We start from the raw sequence: 13,252 nt of genomic DNA, 5'->3' as shown, positions 1-13,252 counted from the left end.
GCCTCCGCTTTATGAAAATTCCGCCCCGAGCCCGCGCATCATCGGAATGAAATCCGGAAAGCTGGTGGCGATGAAGGTGGTGTCGTCGATCTTTACCGGCTTGTCGGCGGCAAGCCCCATCACCAGCGCCGACATCGCGATGCGATGATCCATGTGGGTGGCGACAAGGCCGCCGCCGGGCACGTGGCCACGGCCTTCGACGATCAGATCGTCGCCCGCGACCTCGACCTTGACGCCGTTGACGCGCAGCATGTCGGCGGTCGCCTCCAGCCGGTCTGATTCCTTGACGCGCAGCTCCTGCAGGCCGCGCATGATGGTGGTGCCTTCGGCAAACGAGGCCGCAACCGCGAGCACCAGATATTCGTCGATCATCGAGGGCGCGCGCTCCGGCGGCACTTCGACGCCGCGCAGTTTTGATGCCCGCACGCGCAGGGTGGCCATCGGCTCGCCGACGTCGCCACGCACGTCGCTCTCCTCGATCGAGGCGCCCATCTCGCGCAAGGTCGTGATCAGGCCGGTGCGCAGTGGGTTGGTCATGACGTCGGAGAAGACGATGTCGGAGCCCTCGACGATGAGCGCCGCGACGATCGGGAACGCTGCAGAAGAGGGATCGGCGGGCACCACGACATCGGCGCCGTGCAGTTCGGGCTGGCCGGTGAGCGCGATCTTCCGGCCATGGCTGCCTTCCCTGGTCGAGACGATCTGCGCGCCAAAATGCTTCAGCATCAGTTCGGTATGGTCGCGGCTCGCCTCCTGTTCGATCACGGTCGTGACACCCGGCGCTGCGAGGCCCGCCAAGAGCACCGCCGATTTGATCTGGGCGGAGGCCACCGGCGTCCGGTACAGGATTGGCACGGGATCGCGGGCACCATGCAGCGTCAGCGGCAGGCGGCCGCCTTCCTTGGCCTCGCCGGTCCTGGCGCCCATCAATTCCAGGGGATCGAGGATCCGCCGCATCGGCCGCGAGCGCAGTGAGGCGTCGCCGTCGAAGACCGCCGAAATCGGGCAGCCGGCGACCGCCCCCATCACCAGCCGGCAACCGGTGCCGGAATTGCCGAAATCGAGCGGGCTTGCGGGTTGGGCGAAGCCCGCCACCCCGACGCCCCTCACCTGCCAGGCAAACGGGCCTGTTCGCTCGACCTTGGCGCCCAGCGCCTGCATAGATTTCGCCGTATTGAGCACGTCTTCGCCCTCAAGCAGGCCGGAAATCGTGGTCTGGCCGACCGAAAGCGCCCCCAGGATCAGGGCCCGGTGCGATATCGACTTATCGCCGGGAACCCGGACTTTACCGGTCAGGGAACCGCTGGAGCGGGATTCCAGCGGGGTCGGGTGGGCTGCAAGCCGGTCTGAATGGGTCAAGATTGTGTCCTCTCGCGCAGGGCGGCAGGTATCACATAGGCAACACCGCGTCACGCGGCCGTCTCATGCGCGCAAACCGCTATTGACAGCGGCCTAGCAACTAGCCAAGTGAAGCACCGTTTTTCAGAAATTCCCAGGACTCCACACGTGGCCAAATCCGATCTCGGAACCAAACGCATTTGCCCGACGACGGGTAAGAAGTTCTATGACTTGAACAAGAGTCCGGTGATCTCGCCCTATACCGGTGAGGTCGTGCCGATTGCGCCGATTGCGCCGCCCCGGGCAGCCCGCGGTGATGCTGCACGCGCTGCCGCCGCAGCAAGCGCCGCCGCCGATGCGCCGGAACCGGCCGAGGCCGAGGAATTGGTCTCGCTCGAAGAGGCTGATGCCGAGGAGAACACCGGCAAGGTCAAGGCCGTCGTTCCCGAATCGGAAGACGACATCGAAATCGACGAGACCATCGAGGGTGACGAAGACGACGATTCGACCTTCATTCCCGACGAGGAAGAAGGCGATGAGGACGTCACCGACATCATTGGTGACGTCGGCGGCGACGAAGAGACTTGAGATCGGCCCTGAACTGTGGTTCAGGGTGCCTGCGCGTCGCCCAAGGCGCGCGGGTCGGTTAAGGGGCCATAGCTCAGCTGGGAGAGCGCTTGCATGGCATGCAAGAGGTCGGCGGTTCGATCCCGCCTGGCTCCACCACGCTTCGCCCTTCGGGCTACGCTTGGCGCAGCCACGACGGAGCCTGAAGGGCGAAGCGTGTTCGAGAAATACCTCAAATCCCATTCCGGCCGGGCCTTCGCCAAGAAGCGCCTCTAGCCGGCGGCCGCCCGCCCCTACTCCCCCAACGCCGCATTCAACTTGTCGCGCAGCGCGAGCAGTTCATTCTTCATCGCCACCAGTTCGCCCACCGAGCACGCCGAGCTCGCCAGAATACCCTGCGGCACGACCCTGGCTTTTTCCCGCAGCGCCTGGCCTTTTGGCGTCAGTGCGATCAGGACCTGGCGCTCGTCCTCGGTGCTGCGTGTGCGCCGGATCAATTCGGCGGCCTCCATCCGCTTCAGGAGCGGGGTCAGCGTGCCGGAATCGAGGAACAGCTTCTCGCCGATATCCTTGACGGGCACGCCGTCGCGCTCCCACAGCACCATCATCACGAGATATTGCGGATAGGTCAGCCCGAGCTTGTCGAGCAAGGGCTTGTAGACGCGGGTGAAGGCATGCGCCGTGGAATACACCGCGAAACAGATCTGATTGCCGAGCAGCAGCGGATCGACCGCCGGTTTCCTAGCCATTTGCACCTCGCCAAGTGGGGACGCCCGTGATCATTTAGGGCCGCGGACGAGCCTAATCAATTGCATACAATTAAATTGCGGACCCCTTCATTTTTTCTATTGTGCACAATCTAATTGTGTGCAATACGATGGCCATCGAAACCAACCCAAGGGAGACCAACATGTCCGTGAAAGTCCTCTACAAGACCACCGCAACGGCCACCGGCGGCCGCGACGGCACCGCCTCGACGGCTGACGGCGCCTTCAGCGTCAAGCTTGCGACCCCGAAGGAACTCGGCGGCGGCGGTGGCGCCGGCAACAATCCCGAACAGCTGTTTGCGGCCGGCTATGCCGCCTGTTTCATCGGCGCGATGAAGGCGGTTGCAGCTCAGGGCGGCGGCGTGAAGGTGCCCGCGGACGCCTCCGTTACCTCCACCGTCGGCATCGGCCCGCGCTCGGAAGGCGGCTTTGGCCTTGATATCGACCTCGCCGTTTCCCTGCCCGGCCTTGCCCGCGCCGACGCCGAAGCGCTGGTCCAGAAGGCCCACCAGGTTTGCCCGTATTCCAACGCCACCCGCGGCAATGTGGATGTGCGCCTGACCGTGGCGTAACGACCGCGTCGAACGGCCCGCTGCAACAAGCCGCGGGCCGTTTTCGCGCGCCTCTGTCTCCGCATGCGCCTGTGCGCGCGCGGGCATTGCCGACGCGCCCGAAGACCGCTAGCTCAAGAATTCCATTGGTCTTACTTGAGCGAAGGTTTTTTCCATGAGTTCTCCGGCTCCCGGCGCAATGACGGGCCTGCGCGTGATCGATCTCACGCGCGTGCTCGGCGGCCCCTATTGCACGCAGATCCTCGCCGACCACGGCGCCGACGTGATCAAGGTCGAGCCGCCCGCCGGTGACGAGGTGCGCGACTGGGGCCCTCCGTTCCACGAGGAGGACGCCGCCTATTTCGTCGGCATCAACCGCAACAAGCGTTCGATCGGCCTCGACCTCGCCTCCGAGGGCGGCCGCACTGTGCTGCTCAAGATGCTGGAGACCGCCGACGTCCTGATCGAGAATTTCAAGCCGGGCACGCTCGACAAATGGGGCATCGGCAACGACGTGCTGCGCGCGAAATTCCCAAAGCTCGTGCATTGCCGGATTTCCGGCTTTGGCGGCGACGGCCCGCGCGGCGGCAATCCCGGCTATGACGCGATCATCCAGGCCATGACCGGCATGATCGCCGCGACCGGTTCGCCGCAAAGCGGCCCGATGCGGATCGGCGTCCCGCTCGTCGACATCACCACCGGGCTTTATGCCGCGATCGGCATCCTGATGGCGCTGTCGGAGCGGCAGCGCTCGGGCCTTGGCCAATTCCTCGAGACCACGCTGTATGAAACCGGCCTTGCGATCATGCATCCGCACACCGCGAATTATTTCATGCATGGCAAGCCGCCGAATCTAACCGGCAACGAGCATCCCAATCTCGTGCCCTATGCGATCTTTCCGACCCGCACCGACAACATCTTCATCGGCGTCGGCAATGACGGCACCTTCCGCAAGCTCGCCAGGGAAATCGGCAAGCCGGAACTCGGCACCGATCCGCGCTTTGCCCGCAACAAGGACCGCATCGCCAACCGCGATGCGCTGCGCGCCGAACTCGCCGCGGTGTTCAGCCAGCACGATGCCGCGCCGCTGTGCGACCGCCTGCTCGCGGCTGGCCTGCCGGCCGGCCCGGTCCAGTCGATCGACCAGGCGCTGACCGCCGCCCACACGCTTCACCGCGGCGATGTCATCGAGAAGGACTGGTACAAGGGCGTCGCCTCGCCGATCCGCCTGGAGCGAACCAAACCGAGCCTGCGCCGGACCCCACCGAAATTCAGCCAGCACTCCGCCGAGGTGCTGGGCGAGTTCGGCTACTCCAAGAGCGAGGTCGAGGCGATGGTCGCCAAGGGCGTAGTGTGCGGACCGGAGCGGAAGCGGTAGCCGCTGTCGTCCCTGCATTCGCCGCTCCAAGCCCTCGCCAATCTCCCGGGGCCAAACACGTTCGCAGGGGCGACGGGGCAGATCGGATCCGTCACCCTTGGCCTATTTGACGGCTTCCCGAGGGGCCCGCTTCCCCGATACCATGCTTTCGCTTATACGGTCATTTGCACGTCATCCGGCGCTGCTATCGCGCGAAACGAAGATGACGACCCAACCTGGAGGGAATTACATGGCATTTCGACAATTCGGCGTAGCCGCGAGCGTGACTGTCGCGCTTGCGCTCGCCACGCCTGCCTACGCTGCGACTGAGATCCAGTGGTGGCACGCCATGACCGGCGGCAACAACGACATCGTCAACAAGCTTGCCGAGGATTTCAACGCCAGCCAGTCCGACTACAAGGTCGTCCCCACCTTCAAGGGCAGCTATCCCGACACCATGAATGCCGGCATTGCGGCGTTCCGTGCCGGCACCGCGCCGCACATCATTCAGGTGTTCGAGGTCGGCACTGCGACCATGATGAGCGCCACCGGCGCCATCAAGCCGGTTTACCAGCTGATGAAGGATGCCAACGAGCCGTTCGACCCCAAGGCCTACCTGCCGGCGATCACGGGTTATTACTCGACGTCGAAGGGCGACATGCTGTCGTTTCCCTTCAACTCGTCGTCGACGGTGATGTGGATCAACAACGACGAGCTGAAGAAGGCCGGCATCGCCGAGATTCCGAAAACCTGGCCGGAAGTTTTCGACGCCGCCAAGAAGCTGAAGGCGGCCGGGCACACGACCTGCGGATTCTCCAACGCGTGGGCGTCATGGGTGCATATCGAACAGTTCTCGGCCTGGCATAACGTCCCGATCGGCAGCAAGGCCAACGGCCTCGACGGTTTCGATACCGTGCTGACGTTCAACTCGCCGCTGCATGTGAAGCATCTGCAGAACCTGATGGACCTGCAAAAGGACAAGACCTACGACTATGCCGGCCGCGCCAACGCCAGCGAGAACCGCTTTGCGTCCGGCGAGTGCGCGATCTTCCTGACCTCGTCGGGCTATTACGCCACTGCCAAGAGCACCGCCAAGTTCGACTTCACCTCGGCGCCGATGCCCTACTACCCGGACGTTCAGGGTGCGCCGCAGAACTCGATCATCGGCGGCGCTTCGCTGTGGGTGATGGGCGGCAAGAAGCCTGAGGAGTACAAGGGCGTCGCCAAGTTCTTCACGTTCCTGTCCGACACCAACCGTCAGGCCGACCTGCACCAGAAATCCGGCTACCTGCCGATCACCAAGGCAGCCTATGAAAAAACCAAGGCGGACGGCTTCTACGAGAAAAACCCCGTCCTGCAGACGCCGCTGAAAGAACTCACCAACAAGGAGCCGACCGAGAACTCGCGCGGCCTGCGCTTCGGCAACATGGTGCAGATGCGCGATCTCTGGGCCGAGGAACTGGAAGCGGCGCTGGCTGGCAAGAAGACCGCCCAGGAAGCCCTCGACGCCGCGGTCGCGCGCGGCAATGCGATGTTGCGGACGTTTGAAAAGACGGCCAAATAGTAGCGGCGAAGACTCCCTCTCCGCTTTTCGGAGAGGGAGCACCTCTGGCATCACAGCGTCCTGAATGGAAAAGTCGGTCGTCTTCAACAACAAGCTGCTGCCATATCTGCTGCTGGTGCCGCAGCTCATCATTACATTCGTATTCTTCTACTGGCCGGCGAGCCAGGCGGTCTTTCAATCCTTCAAGCGCGAGGACGCGTTTGGCCTGACATCCGAGTTCGTCGGGCTGGAAAATTACCAGACCCTTTTCGCCCAGCCTGAATATTACAAGTCGATGCTGACGACGGTGATCTTCTCGTCGTTGGTCGCGGCGTTGTCGCTTTCCATTGCGCTATTGTTCGCAACCCAGGCCGACAAGAACCTCAAGGCCGCCGGCACCTACAAGACGCTGATGATCTGGCCCTATGCGGTGGCGCCCGCGGTCGCCGGCGTGCTCTGGATCTTCATGTTCCATCCCTCGCTCGGCACGCTGGCGCGGCCGCTGCGCTGGATGAATTTCGACTGGAATCCGCTGCTCAACGGCAACCACGCCATGGCCCTGGTGGTGATGGCCGCGGTGTGGAAGCAGATCTCCTACAATTTCCTGTTCTTCCTGGCCGGCCTGCAATCGATCCCGAAAAGCGTGCTGGAAGCCGGCGCGATCGACGGCGCCGGCCCGATGCGGCGGTTCTGGACCATCGTCTTTCCGCTGCTGTCGCCGACGACGTTCTTTCTTCTGGTCGTCAATGTCGTCTACGTCTTCTTCGACACGTTCGGCATCATCGATGCGGTCACCGGCGGCGGCCCGGCCGGCGCCACCACCACGATGGTCTACAAGGTGTTTGCCGACGGGCGGCTCGGCGGCGATCTCGGCGGCTCGGCCGCGCAGTCGGTAGTGCTGATGGTGATCGTGATCGCGCTGACAGCAGTCCAGTTCAAATATATCGAGCGCAAGGTGCAATACTGATGGTCGAGCACCGCCCGCTCAGCGACATCATCGCCTACGCGATCCTGACGCTCGGCGTCTTCATCGTCGCCTTTCCGGTCTATTTGGCACTGATCGCATCCACCCATGACGCCGCCACCGTCGTCGGCGGCAACATGCCGCTGACGCCCGGCAGCCAGACGCTGGAAAACTACTACCGCGCGATATTCGTCGGCGGTTCGCGGACCAGCCGCGAGCCGGTCGGCCACATGCTGATGAACTCCTTCATCTCGGCACTCGGCATCGCGATCGGGAAGATCTTCATCTCGATCCTGTCGGCCTACGCCGTGGTGTATTTCCGCTTCCCGTTCCGCAAGACCGCGTTCTGGATCATCTTCGTCACGCTGATGCTGCCGGTCGAGGTGCGTATCTATCCGACCTACAAGGTGGTCGCCGACCTCAAGATGCTCGACACCTACGCAGGGCTGATCATGCCGCTGATCGCTTCCGCCACGGGAACGCTGCTGTTTAGGCAGTTCTTCATGACGGTTCCTGAGGAGTTGCTGGAAGCATCGCGGATCGACGGCGCGGGTCCGTTCCGCTTCTTCTGGGATACGCTGCTGCCGCTGTCGGTAACGACGATCGCGGCGCTGTTCGTGATCCAGTTCATCTATGGCTGGAACCAGTATCTGTGGCCGCTTCTGATCACCACCCAGGATTCGATGCAGACCATCGTCACCGGCATCAAGAAGATGCTGTACACGACCGACGAGCTGGCTGAATGGCAGCTTGCGATGGCGACCGCCATCCTGGCGATGCTGCCGCCGGTCGCAGTTGTCGTGTTCATGCAGCGCCTGTTCGTGCGCGGACTGGTCGAGACGGAAAAGTGAGGAAGCGAGTGGCGCTGGTGACCCAAGGCAAACTAAATGGCTAACGTAACGCTGCGTAACGTCCGCAAGACCTATGCCGGTGGCTTCGAAGCCATCAAGGGCATCGAATTTGACGTCGGCGACGGCCAGTTCTGCGTGCTGGTCGGCCCTTCCGGCTGCGGCAAGTCCACGCTGCTGCGGATGGTCGCGGGGCTCGAGACGATAACCGGCGGCGAGATCGATATCGGCGGCCGTATCGTCAACCAGATCGAGCCGGCCGACCGCGACATCGCGATGGTGTTCCAGAACTACGCGCTCTACCCTCACATGAGCGTCTTCAACAACATGGCCTACGGCCTGCGCAACCGCGGCATGCCCGAGCCCGAGATCAAGACCCGCGTCGAGGAAGCCGCGCGCATCCTCGAACTCGGCGCCATGCTCGACCGCAAGCCGCGGCAGTTGTCCGGCGGCCAGCGCCAGCGCGTGGCGATGGGGCGCGCGATCGTGCGGCAACCGAAAGTGTTTCTGTTCGACGAGCCGCTGTCGAACCTCGATGCCAAGCTGCGCATCGCGATGCGGGTCGAGATCCGCAAACTGCAGCGCCGCCTCTCCACGACGGCGATTTACGTCACCCACGATCAGCTCGAGGCGATGACGCTGGCCGACATCCTTGTCGTAATGAACGCCGGCCAGGTCGAACAGATCGGCAATCCGCTCGACATCTACCAGAAGCCCGCGACCACCTTCGTCGCCTCGTTCATCGGCGCGCCACCGATGAATTTGATGGCGCTGCGGTCCGATGAACTCAAATCGCAACTGGCCGGCGACAGCCGCGTCAACGAGGCCGGCATCCTCGGAATCCGTCCCGAGGATTTTGTCATTTCAAATGAGGCCGTCGGCGGCGGTGTGGCACTTGGCCTCACCGTCGAGGCGATCGAGCACGTGGGGGCCGAAACCTTCATCTACGGCGCCCGACAGAACGAGACGCAGGCTGTGGCTGCCAACCCCGGGGAACTGCCGCCCGGCGAGGTGATCGTGCGGATTCCCGGCGCCATCGGCCCCGCCATCGGCGAGCGAATCAGGGCGGTGGCGCCACCGGACAAACTGCATCTATTTACCGCCGATGGCCGCAAGCGCGTGGGTGATTAACCCTGTCACTCCGGGGCGGCGCGGCCGATTTACGCTGCGCCTGGAGCGGCTTGAACCCTCCCCAAATCACCCCCATATTGCTGTTTGACCGGTCAGCAAACCCGCCGGCCGGTCGCATGGGGTGCCGCAAGGGCCCCTCAAAGTCGCTTCGAGAGGACTTTGTAATGTCTCGTGTTCCATCGTTATCCAGTCCGTTCCTGCTTGGGTTCGACGAAATTGAGCGTGCGCTCGATCGCGTCGTCAAAGGCGCCGACGGCTATCCTCCCTACAACATCGAGCGCTGCGACCGCAGCATTGGGCAACCCGAACGCTTGCGCATCACGCTGGCGGTCGCCGGGTTTACCCGTGACCAACTCGATGTGACCATTGAGGAAAACCAGCTGGTGATCCGGGGCCGTCAGCAGGACGACAAGGCCCGGCAATACATCCATCGCGGCATCGCCGCGCGCCACTTCCAGCGCACCTTCGTGCTGGCGGAGGGGATGCAGGTGCTGGGCGCGGATCTGAAGAACGGGCTGTTGTCGATCGACCTTGCCAGGCCGGAACCTGAAAGGGTCGTTAAGACAATTGCTATCAATGAACACGAATAATGGAACGAGGAGCGGACTCGACCGCTTAGTCTCATAGAGGAGTCGAGACCATGAGTGATGTGAGTGTGACGTTCGAAGCTGAAAAGGTTTCTGTTGAGGCGCTGGCCCATCTTGGCGAGGGCCATATCGCCTACGTAAAGCAAGTCCGTTCCGAGGACGTGCCCGGACTGTTTCCGCAGGCGCCAAAGATCGCGCCAGGACTGAAACTGTTCGCGCTGCATGCCGCCGACGGCACCCCGATCATGCTGACCGACAGCCGCGAGGCGGCGGTCGCCAATGCATGGAGCAACGAATTGCAGGCCGTCAGCGTGCACTGACCCAGCACTTGCTGGTGTCACTGACCCGGCTTGCCGGTGTCAACTGATCCGACGCTTGTCGGTATCACTGATGCAGCGTTTGCTGCTGTCGCTGGCGCAGACTTGGTGGCGGTCGCGTAGGCCGCGATGAGAGTTCGCAATACGCGGGCATGTCCTCGGATCGGGACGTCCCGCGTATTTTTTTGGCCGGCGCAATTCGCCAGCGTCAGTTCGAGAATGAGGATGTTACGCCGCGCTAGCCGGCGGCAGCGCCAATACCGAATAGATCGCCTGGGCGTCGCGCGAGGCGCGCAGTTTCTTGGCGACGTCCTGATCGCGCAGCAGGCGGGCAATCCGCGCCAGCGCCTTCAAATGATCGGCGCCGGCGCCTTCCGGTGCCAGCAGCAGGAATACCAGGTCGACCGGCTGGCCATCCATCGCTTCGAAATCGATCGGGCGTTCAAGCCGGGCGAAAAACCCGAACAGCTTTTCAAGCTTGGGCAGCTTGCCGTGCGGTATAGCTACGCCGTAGCCGACGGCGGTGGTCCCCAGTTTTTCGCGCTGCAGCAGCACTTCGAAGACCGCGCGCTCGTTCTGCCCGGTCAGGGTCGCCGCCCGCGCCGCAAGTTCCTGCAGCGCCTGCTTCTTGCTGATGACTTTCAACGCGGGGAGTATCGCCTCGGGTGCGACCAGATCGGTAATCGTCATGGGGCGTTCCGAGGTGAATTAAGCCGTCAGGGTGCGAAATGGGTTCGAGAACTTCAGCTTCAAGAATTGGGCGTCAAGAAGCTGAGGTGGGAGGCGGGCTTAGGCCCGGGTCCCGATTGGTCGGCTTCTACTCCAACGCATGACCGGTGCCAACTCCCACGGGCGAGTTCCCGCACGCTATCCTTAAAGGGCGGCGGACCATAGGGAGGGGCGCTTTGGGCGTCAATGCTGTCAGCCATGCTTGTCAGGGGGTAACCGCCGGGGGATCGACCCACCCGACATTGCCGTCCGTGCGCCGGTAGATGATGTTCAGCCGGCCGCTCGAGCCGTGCTGAAACACGATGCAGGCGGCCCCGGTCAGGTCGAGCTCCATGACAGCTTCGCTGACCGACAGCCGCTTCAGCGACTTGGTCGCCTCCGCAATGATCACGGGGCTGTATTCAGAGACCTCGTCGTCGCCCTCCGGGGCCTCGATGACATAGCTCGGCGCGTCGAGACCCCCACCGTTCAACTCCGCGATCGCCATGGATGCCGCGTAGGTCTTGCGTGCCGAGCGGTCCTTCAGCCGGCTCTTGTAGCGGCGCAGGCGCTTCTCGATCATCACCAGCGCCTGGTCGGCGCTGGCATAGGCGTCGGTGGCGTTCGAATCGGCTTCCAGCGTAATGCCGGAATCGAGGTGCAGCGAACAATCGGTACGGAAGCCGAAGCCATCCTTGCTCAGCGTGATGTGGCCGGAATAATTGCCGTCGAAATATTTTCGCAGAACCTCATCGGTGCGCTCGCTGACGCGGGAACGAAGCGCTTCGCCGACGCTGATGCTTTTCCCGGAGATTCGAAGGGTCATTTGATGCCTCGCTTGATGCCTCGTTCACTCTGTCGGGAAACCGACACTATCGCGATTTGACGCGAACGCAATCAGGCCGGCGCCGTATCACGGGACCGGTCGGAGGAAGTGGCCGGGGCTGAAAGTGCGTTACCGAGCATGCTTTGTTTGTCACGGCGGCGCTGCACCGAGGAAGGAATTCGCATCGCTTCGCGGTACTTCGCGACGGTGCGGCGGGCAATATCAATGCCCGACTCGCGCAATCGTTCCACGATCGTATCGTCGGAGAGGATCGCGGCCGGGGCTTCCGCGTCGATCAATTGCTTGATGTGGTGGCGGACCGCTTCGGCCGAATGGGCCTCGCCGCCGTCGGCCGAGGCGATCGAGGCGGTGAAGAAATACTTTAGTTCAAAGCTGCCGCGATTGGTCGCCATGTATTTGTTGGCGGTAACCCGTGACACCGTCGATTCATGCATCTGGATCGCGTCCGCCACCGCCTTGAGGTTCAGCGGGCGAAGATGCGCCACGCCATGGGTGAAGAAGCCGTCCTGCTGGCGCACGATTTCGGTCGCGACCTTCAGAATGGTGCGGGCGCGCTGATCGAGCGCACGGACCAGCCACGTCGCGTTCTGCAGGCAGTCGGTGAAGTAGGATTTGTCGCCGTCCTTGCGGATCGTCTTCGACAGCTCGGTGTAATAGACCTGATTGACCAGCACACGCGGCAACGTGTCGCTGTTGAGTTCAACATGCCAGCCGCCGTCCGGGCCCGGCCGTACGTAGACATCCGGCACCATGGTCTGGGTGCGCGCCGAGCCGAACTTCAGGCCGGGCTTGGGATCGAGCCGGCGGATCTCGCCGATCATGTCGGTGATGTCCTCGTCGTCGACACCGCACAATTTGCGCAAAGACGCGATGTCGCGCTTGGCCAGGAAATCCAGATGTTCGACCAGCGCCTGCATCGCGGGATCGTAGCGATTGAGTTCGCGCAGCTGGATCGCGAGGCATTCGCTCAAATTGCGCGCGCAAACGCCGGGCGGGTCGAATTTCTGCAGCACCGCAAGAACCGCATCGACATCGGCTTGCGCGGCGCCGAGCCGTTCGGCGGCCTGCCCGAGGTCCTGCGGCAGATAACCGGCATCGTCGACCAGATCGATCAGATATTGTCCGATCATGCGCTGCACCGGCCCGGGGAAGGCCACCGCCAGTTGTTCGGCGAGATGGCTGCCGAGGGTGATTTCGGCGGCGACAAAGGCTTCCAGATTGTAGTCGTCGTCATTCGACGCGCCGCCGCCCCATTCGGTATAGGCGGTGGGCGCGGCATCCTGCGCCGCCCGGGCGGCCGCTTCTGCGGGCTCCTCGGAGAAGACGTTGTCGAGCGGGGTATCCAGCGTCTGCTCAATTTCTGTGCGACTGCCGAGATCGCGGTTCAGCCAATCTTCCTGGCCGGCCTCGAACTGGCCGGGCTCAAAATTGTCGCCGGTAGAACCGGCCATCTCGCCCGGCTCGGCACCGCCCTCGTCGCCATAGCTCTGGGAATCACCGGAATTGGAGAATTCAGCCTGTTCCGGGACCGGCTCGCCCCTGACCGGTGCTTCGGGACCGTCGCTGGCCCGTTCGAGCAGCGGATTACGTTCCAGCTCCTCCTCGACGAAGGCCGAGAGGTCGAGGTTCGACAGTTGCAGCAGCTTGATCGCCTGCATCAGCTGCGGCGTCATGACCAGCGACTGCGACTGGCGGAACTCTAGTCTCTGCGTCAAAGCCATGGAGGC

14 protein-coding genes and 1 tRNA gene are annotated in these 13,252 nt (G+C 63.1%); 10 read left to right on the top strand and 5 right to left on the bottom strand.

What is annotated here, in order from left to right:
- Positions 1-9: 9 nt before the first annotated feature.
- Positions 10-1,359, bottom strand: coding sequence for a 3-phosphoshikimate 1-carboxyvinyltransferase (gene aroA / locus JQ600_RS01755; RefSeq protein WP_212386288.1), 1,350 nt, complete (start codon positions 1,357-1,359; stop codon positions 10-12).
- Between the two features lie 147 nt (positions 1,360-1,506).
- Here aroA and JQ600_RS01750 point away from each other — a divergent pair, with 147 nt between their 5' ends.
- Together JQ600_RS01750 and JQ600_RS01745 are read left to right on the top strand one after the other, a co-directional pair.
- A complete protein-coding gene (locus tag JQ600_RS01750) occupies positions 1,507-1,926 on the top strand; it encodes a TIGR02300 family protein (RefSeq protein WP_192736224.1) in 420 nt (139 codons plus the stop codon).
- A gap of 62 nt (positions 1,927-1,988) precedes the next feature.
- Positions 1,989-2,064, top strand: a tRNA-Ala gene (locus tag JQ600_RS01745).
- A 134-nt stretch (positions 2,065-2,198) separates the two neighbouring features.
- Here the strand turns inward: JQ600_RS01745 and JQ600_RS01740 are convergent.
- Positions 2,199-2,654, bottom strand: coding sequence for a MarR family winged helix-turn-helix transcriptional regulator (locus JQ600_RS01740; protein ID WP_212386287.1), 456 nt, complete (start codon positions 2,652-2,654; stop codon positions 2,199-2,201).
- A gap of 161 nt (positions 2,655-2,815) precedes the next feature.
- On the opposite strand from JQ600_RS01740, the gene JQ600_RS01735 reads away from it, so the two are divergent.
- The 8 genes from JQ600_RS01735 (at position 2,816) to JQ600_RS01700 (ending at position 9,973) form a co-directional block, all read left to right on the top strand.
- Positions 2,816-3,244, top strand: coding sequence for an organic hydroperoxide resistance protein (locus JQ600_RS01735; RefSeq protein WP_212264080.1), 429 nt, complete (start codon positions 2,816-2,818; stop codon positions 3,242-3,244).
- A gap of 154 nt (positions 3,245-3,398) precedes the next feature.
- The gene (locus JQ600_RS01730; RefSeq protein ID WP_212386286.1) at positions 3,399-4,601 is read left to right on the top strand and encodes a CaiB/BaiF CoA-transferase family protein; all 1,203 of its coding nucleotides are present in this window, start codon (positions 3,399-3,401) and stop codon (positions 4,599-4,601) included.
- Positions 4,602-4,830: 229 nt separating this feature from the next.
- Positions 4,831-6,144 carry a sn-glycerol-3-phosphate ABC transporter substrate-binding protein UgpB gene (ugpB, locus tag JQ600_RS01725; protein WP_212264082.1) on the top strand — a complete coding sequence of 438 codons (1,314 nt, stop codon included), beginning with the start codon at positions 4,831-4,833 and terminating at the stop codon, positions 6,142-6,144.
- Between the two features lie 64 nt (positions 6,145-6,208).
- On the top strand, positions 6,209-7,090 hold the full coding sequence (ugpA, locus tag JQ600_RS01720; RefSeq protein WP_212264083.1) for a sn-glycerol-3-phosphate ABC transporter permease UgpA: 882 nt from the start codon (positions 6,209-6,211) through the stop codon (positions 7,088-7,090).
- On the top strand, positions 7,090-7,938 hold the full coding sequence (gene ugpE, locus JQ600_RS01715; protein WP_212264084.1) for a sn-glycerol-3-phosphate ABC transporter permease UgpE: 849 nt from the start codon (positions 7,090-7,092) through the stop codon (positions 7,936-7,938). Before ugpA ends, ugpE begins: the two co-directional genes overlap by 1 nt.
- Before the next feature lie 36 nt (positions 7,939-7,974).
- Positions 7,975-9,066, top strand: coding sequence for a sn-glycerol-3-phosphate import ATP-binding protein UgpC (locus JQ600_RS01710; protein WP_212386285.1), 1,092 nt, complete (start codon positions 7,975-7,977; stop codon positions 9,064-9,066).
- Positions 9,067-9,230: 164 nt separating this feature from the next.
- Complete coding sequence (locus JQ600_RS01705) at positions 9,231-9,656, top strand: Hsp20 family protein (protein ID WP_212489644.1); 426 nt, start codon at positions 9,231-9,233, stop codon at positions 9,654-9,656.
- Between the two features lie 50 nt (positions 9,657-9,706).
- On the top strand, positions 9,707-9,973 hold the full coding sequence (locus JQ600_RS01700) for a DUF1150 domain-containing protein (protein ID WP_211995367.1): 267 nt from the start codon (positions 9,707-9,709) through the stop codon (positions 9,971-9,973).
- A 225-nt stretch (positions 9,974-10,198) separates the two neighbouring features.
- Here the strand turns inward: JQ600_RS01700 and ptsN are convergent, their stop codons facing one another.
- From ptsN to rpoN, 3 genes are all read right to left on the bottom strand, one after another.
- The gene (gene ptsN / locus JQ600_RS01695; RefSeq protein WP_192736214.1) at positions 10,199-10,660 is read right to left on the bottom strand and encodes a PTS IIA-like nitrogen regulatory protein PtsN; all 462 of its coding nucleotides are present in this window, start codon (positions 10,658-10,660) and stop codon (positions 10,199-10,201) included.
- A 244-nt stretch (positions 10,661-10,904) separates the two neighbouring features.
- On the bottom strand, positions 10,905-11,504 hold the full coding sequence (hpf, locus tag JQ600_RS01690; protein WP_212386284.1) for a ribosome hibernation-promoting factor, HPF/YfiA family: 600 nt from the start codon (positions 11,502-11,504) through the stop codon (positions 10,905-10,907).
- Between the two features lie 71 nt (positions 11,505-11,575).
- Complete coding sequence (gene rpoN / locus JQ600_RS01685; protein WP_212386283.1) at positions 11,576-13,246, bottom strand: RNA polymerase factor sigma-54; 1,671 nt, start codon at positions 13,244-13,246, stop codon at positions 11,576-11,578.
- Positions 13,247-13,252: the final 6 nt, after the last annotated feature.

It is taken from the genome of Bradyrhizobium sp. AUGA SZCCT0176 (assembly GCF_018130145.1).
Classification (GTDB): Bacteria; Pseudomonadota; Alphaproteobacteria; order Rhizobiales; family Xanthobacteraceae; genus Bradyrhizobium.
This window is presented reverse-complemented; position numbering and strand designations above follow the sequence as displayed.

Bases quoted from the DNA above. Each gene is read 5' to 3' on its own strand.
- ugpA (WP_212264083.1), top strand. From the start codon at position 6,209: ATGGAAAAGTCGGTCGTCTTCAACAACAAGCTGCTGCCATATCTGCTG.
- JQ600_RS01740 (WP_212386287.1), bottom strand. From the start codon at position 2,654: ATGGCTAGGAAACCGGCGGTCGATCCGCTGCTGCTCGGCAATCAGATC.
- JQ600_RS01705 (WP_212489644.1), top strand. From the start codon at position 9,231: ATGTCTCGTGTTCCATCGTTATCCAGTCCGTTCCTGCTTGGGTTCGAC.
- JQ600_RS01710 (WP_212386285.1), top strand. From the start codon at position 7,975: ATGGCTAACGTAACGCTGCGTAACGTCCGCAAGACCTATGCCGGTGGC.
- JQ600_RS01700 (WP_211995367.1), top strand. From the start codon at position 9,707: ATGAGTGATGTGAGTGTGACGTTCGAAGCTGAAAAGGTTTCTGTTGAG.
- rpoN (WP_212386283.1), bottom strand. From the start codon at position 13,246: ATGGCTTTGACGCAGAGACTAGAGTTCCGCCAGTCGCAGTCGCTGGTC.
- JQ600_RS01735 (WP_212264080.1), top strand. From the start codon at position 2,816: ATGTCCGTGAAAGTCCTCTACAAGACCACCGCAACGGCCACCGGCGGC.
- ugpE (WP_212264084.1), top strand. From the start codon at position 7,090: ATGGTCGAGCACCGCCCGCTCAGCGACATCATCGCCTACGCGATCCTG.
- ptsN (WP_192736214.1), bottom strand. From the start codon at position 10,660: ATGACGATTACCGATCTGGTCGCACCCGAGGCGATACTCCCCGCGTTG.
- JQ600_RS01730 (WP_212386286.1), top strand. From the start codon at position 3,399: ATGAGTTCTCCGGCTCCCGGCGCAATGACGGGCCTGCGCGTGATCGAT.
- ugpB (WP_212264082.1), top strand. From the start codon at position 4,831: ATGGCATTTCGACAATTCGGCGTAGCCGCGAGCGTGACTGTCGCGCTT.
- hpf (WP_212386284.1), bottom strand. From the start codon at position 11,504: ATGACCCTTCGAATCTCCGGGAAAAGCATCAGCGTCGGCGAAGCGCTT.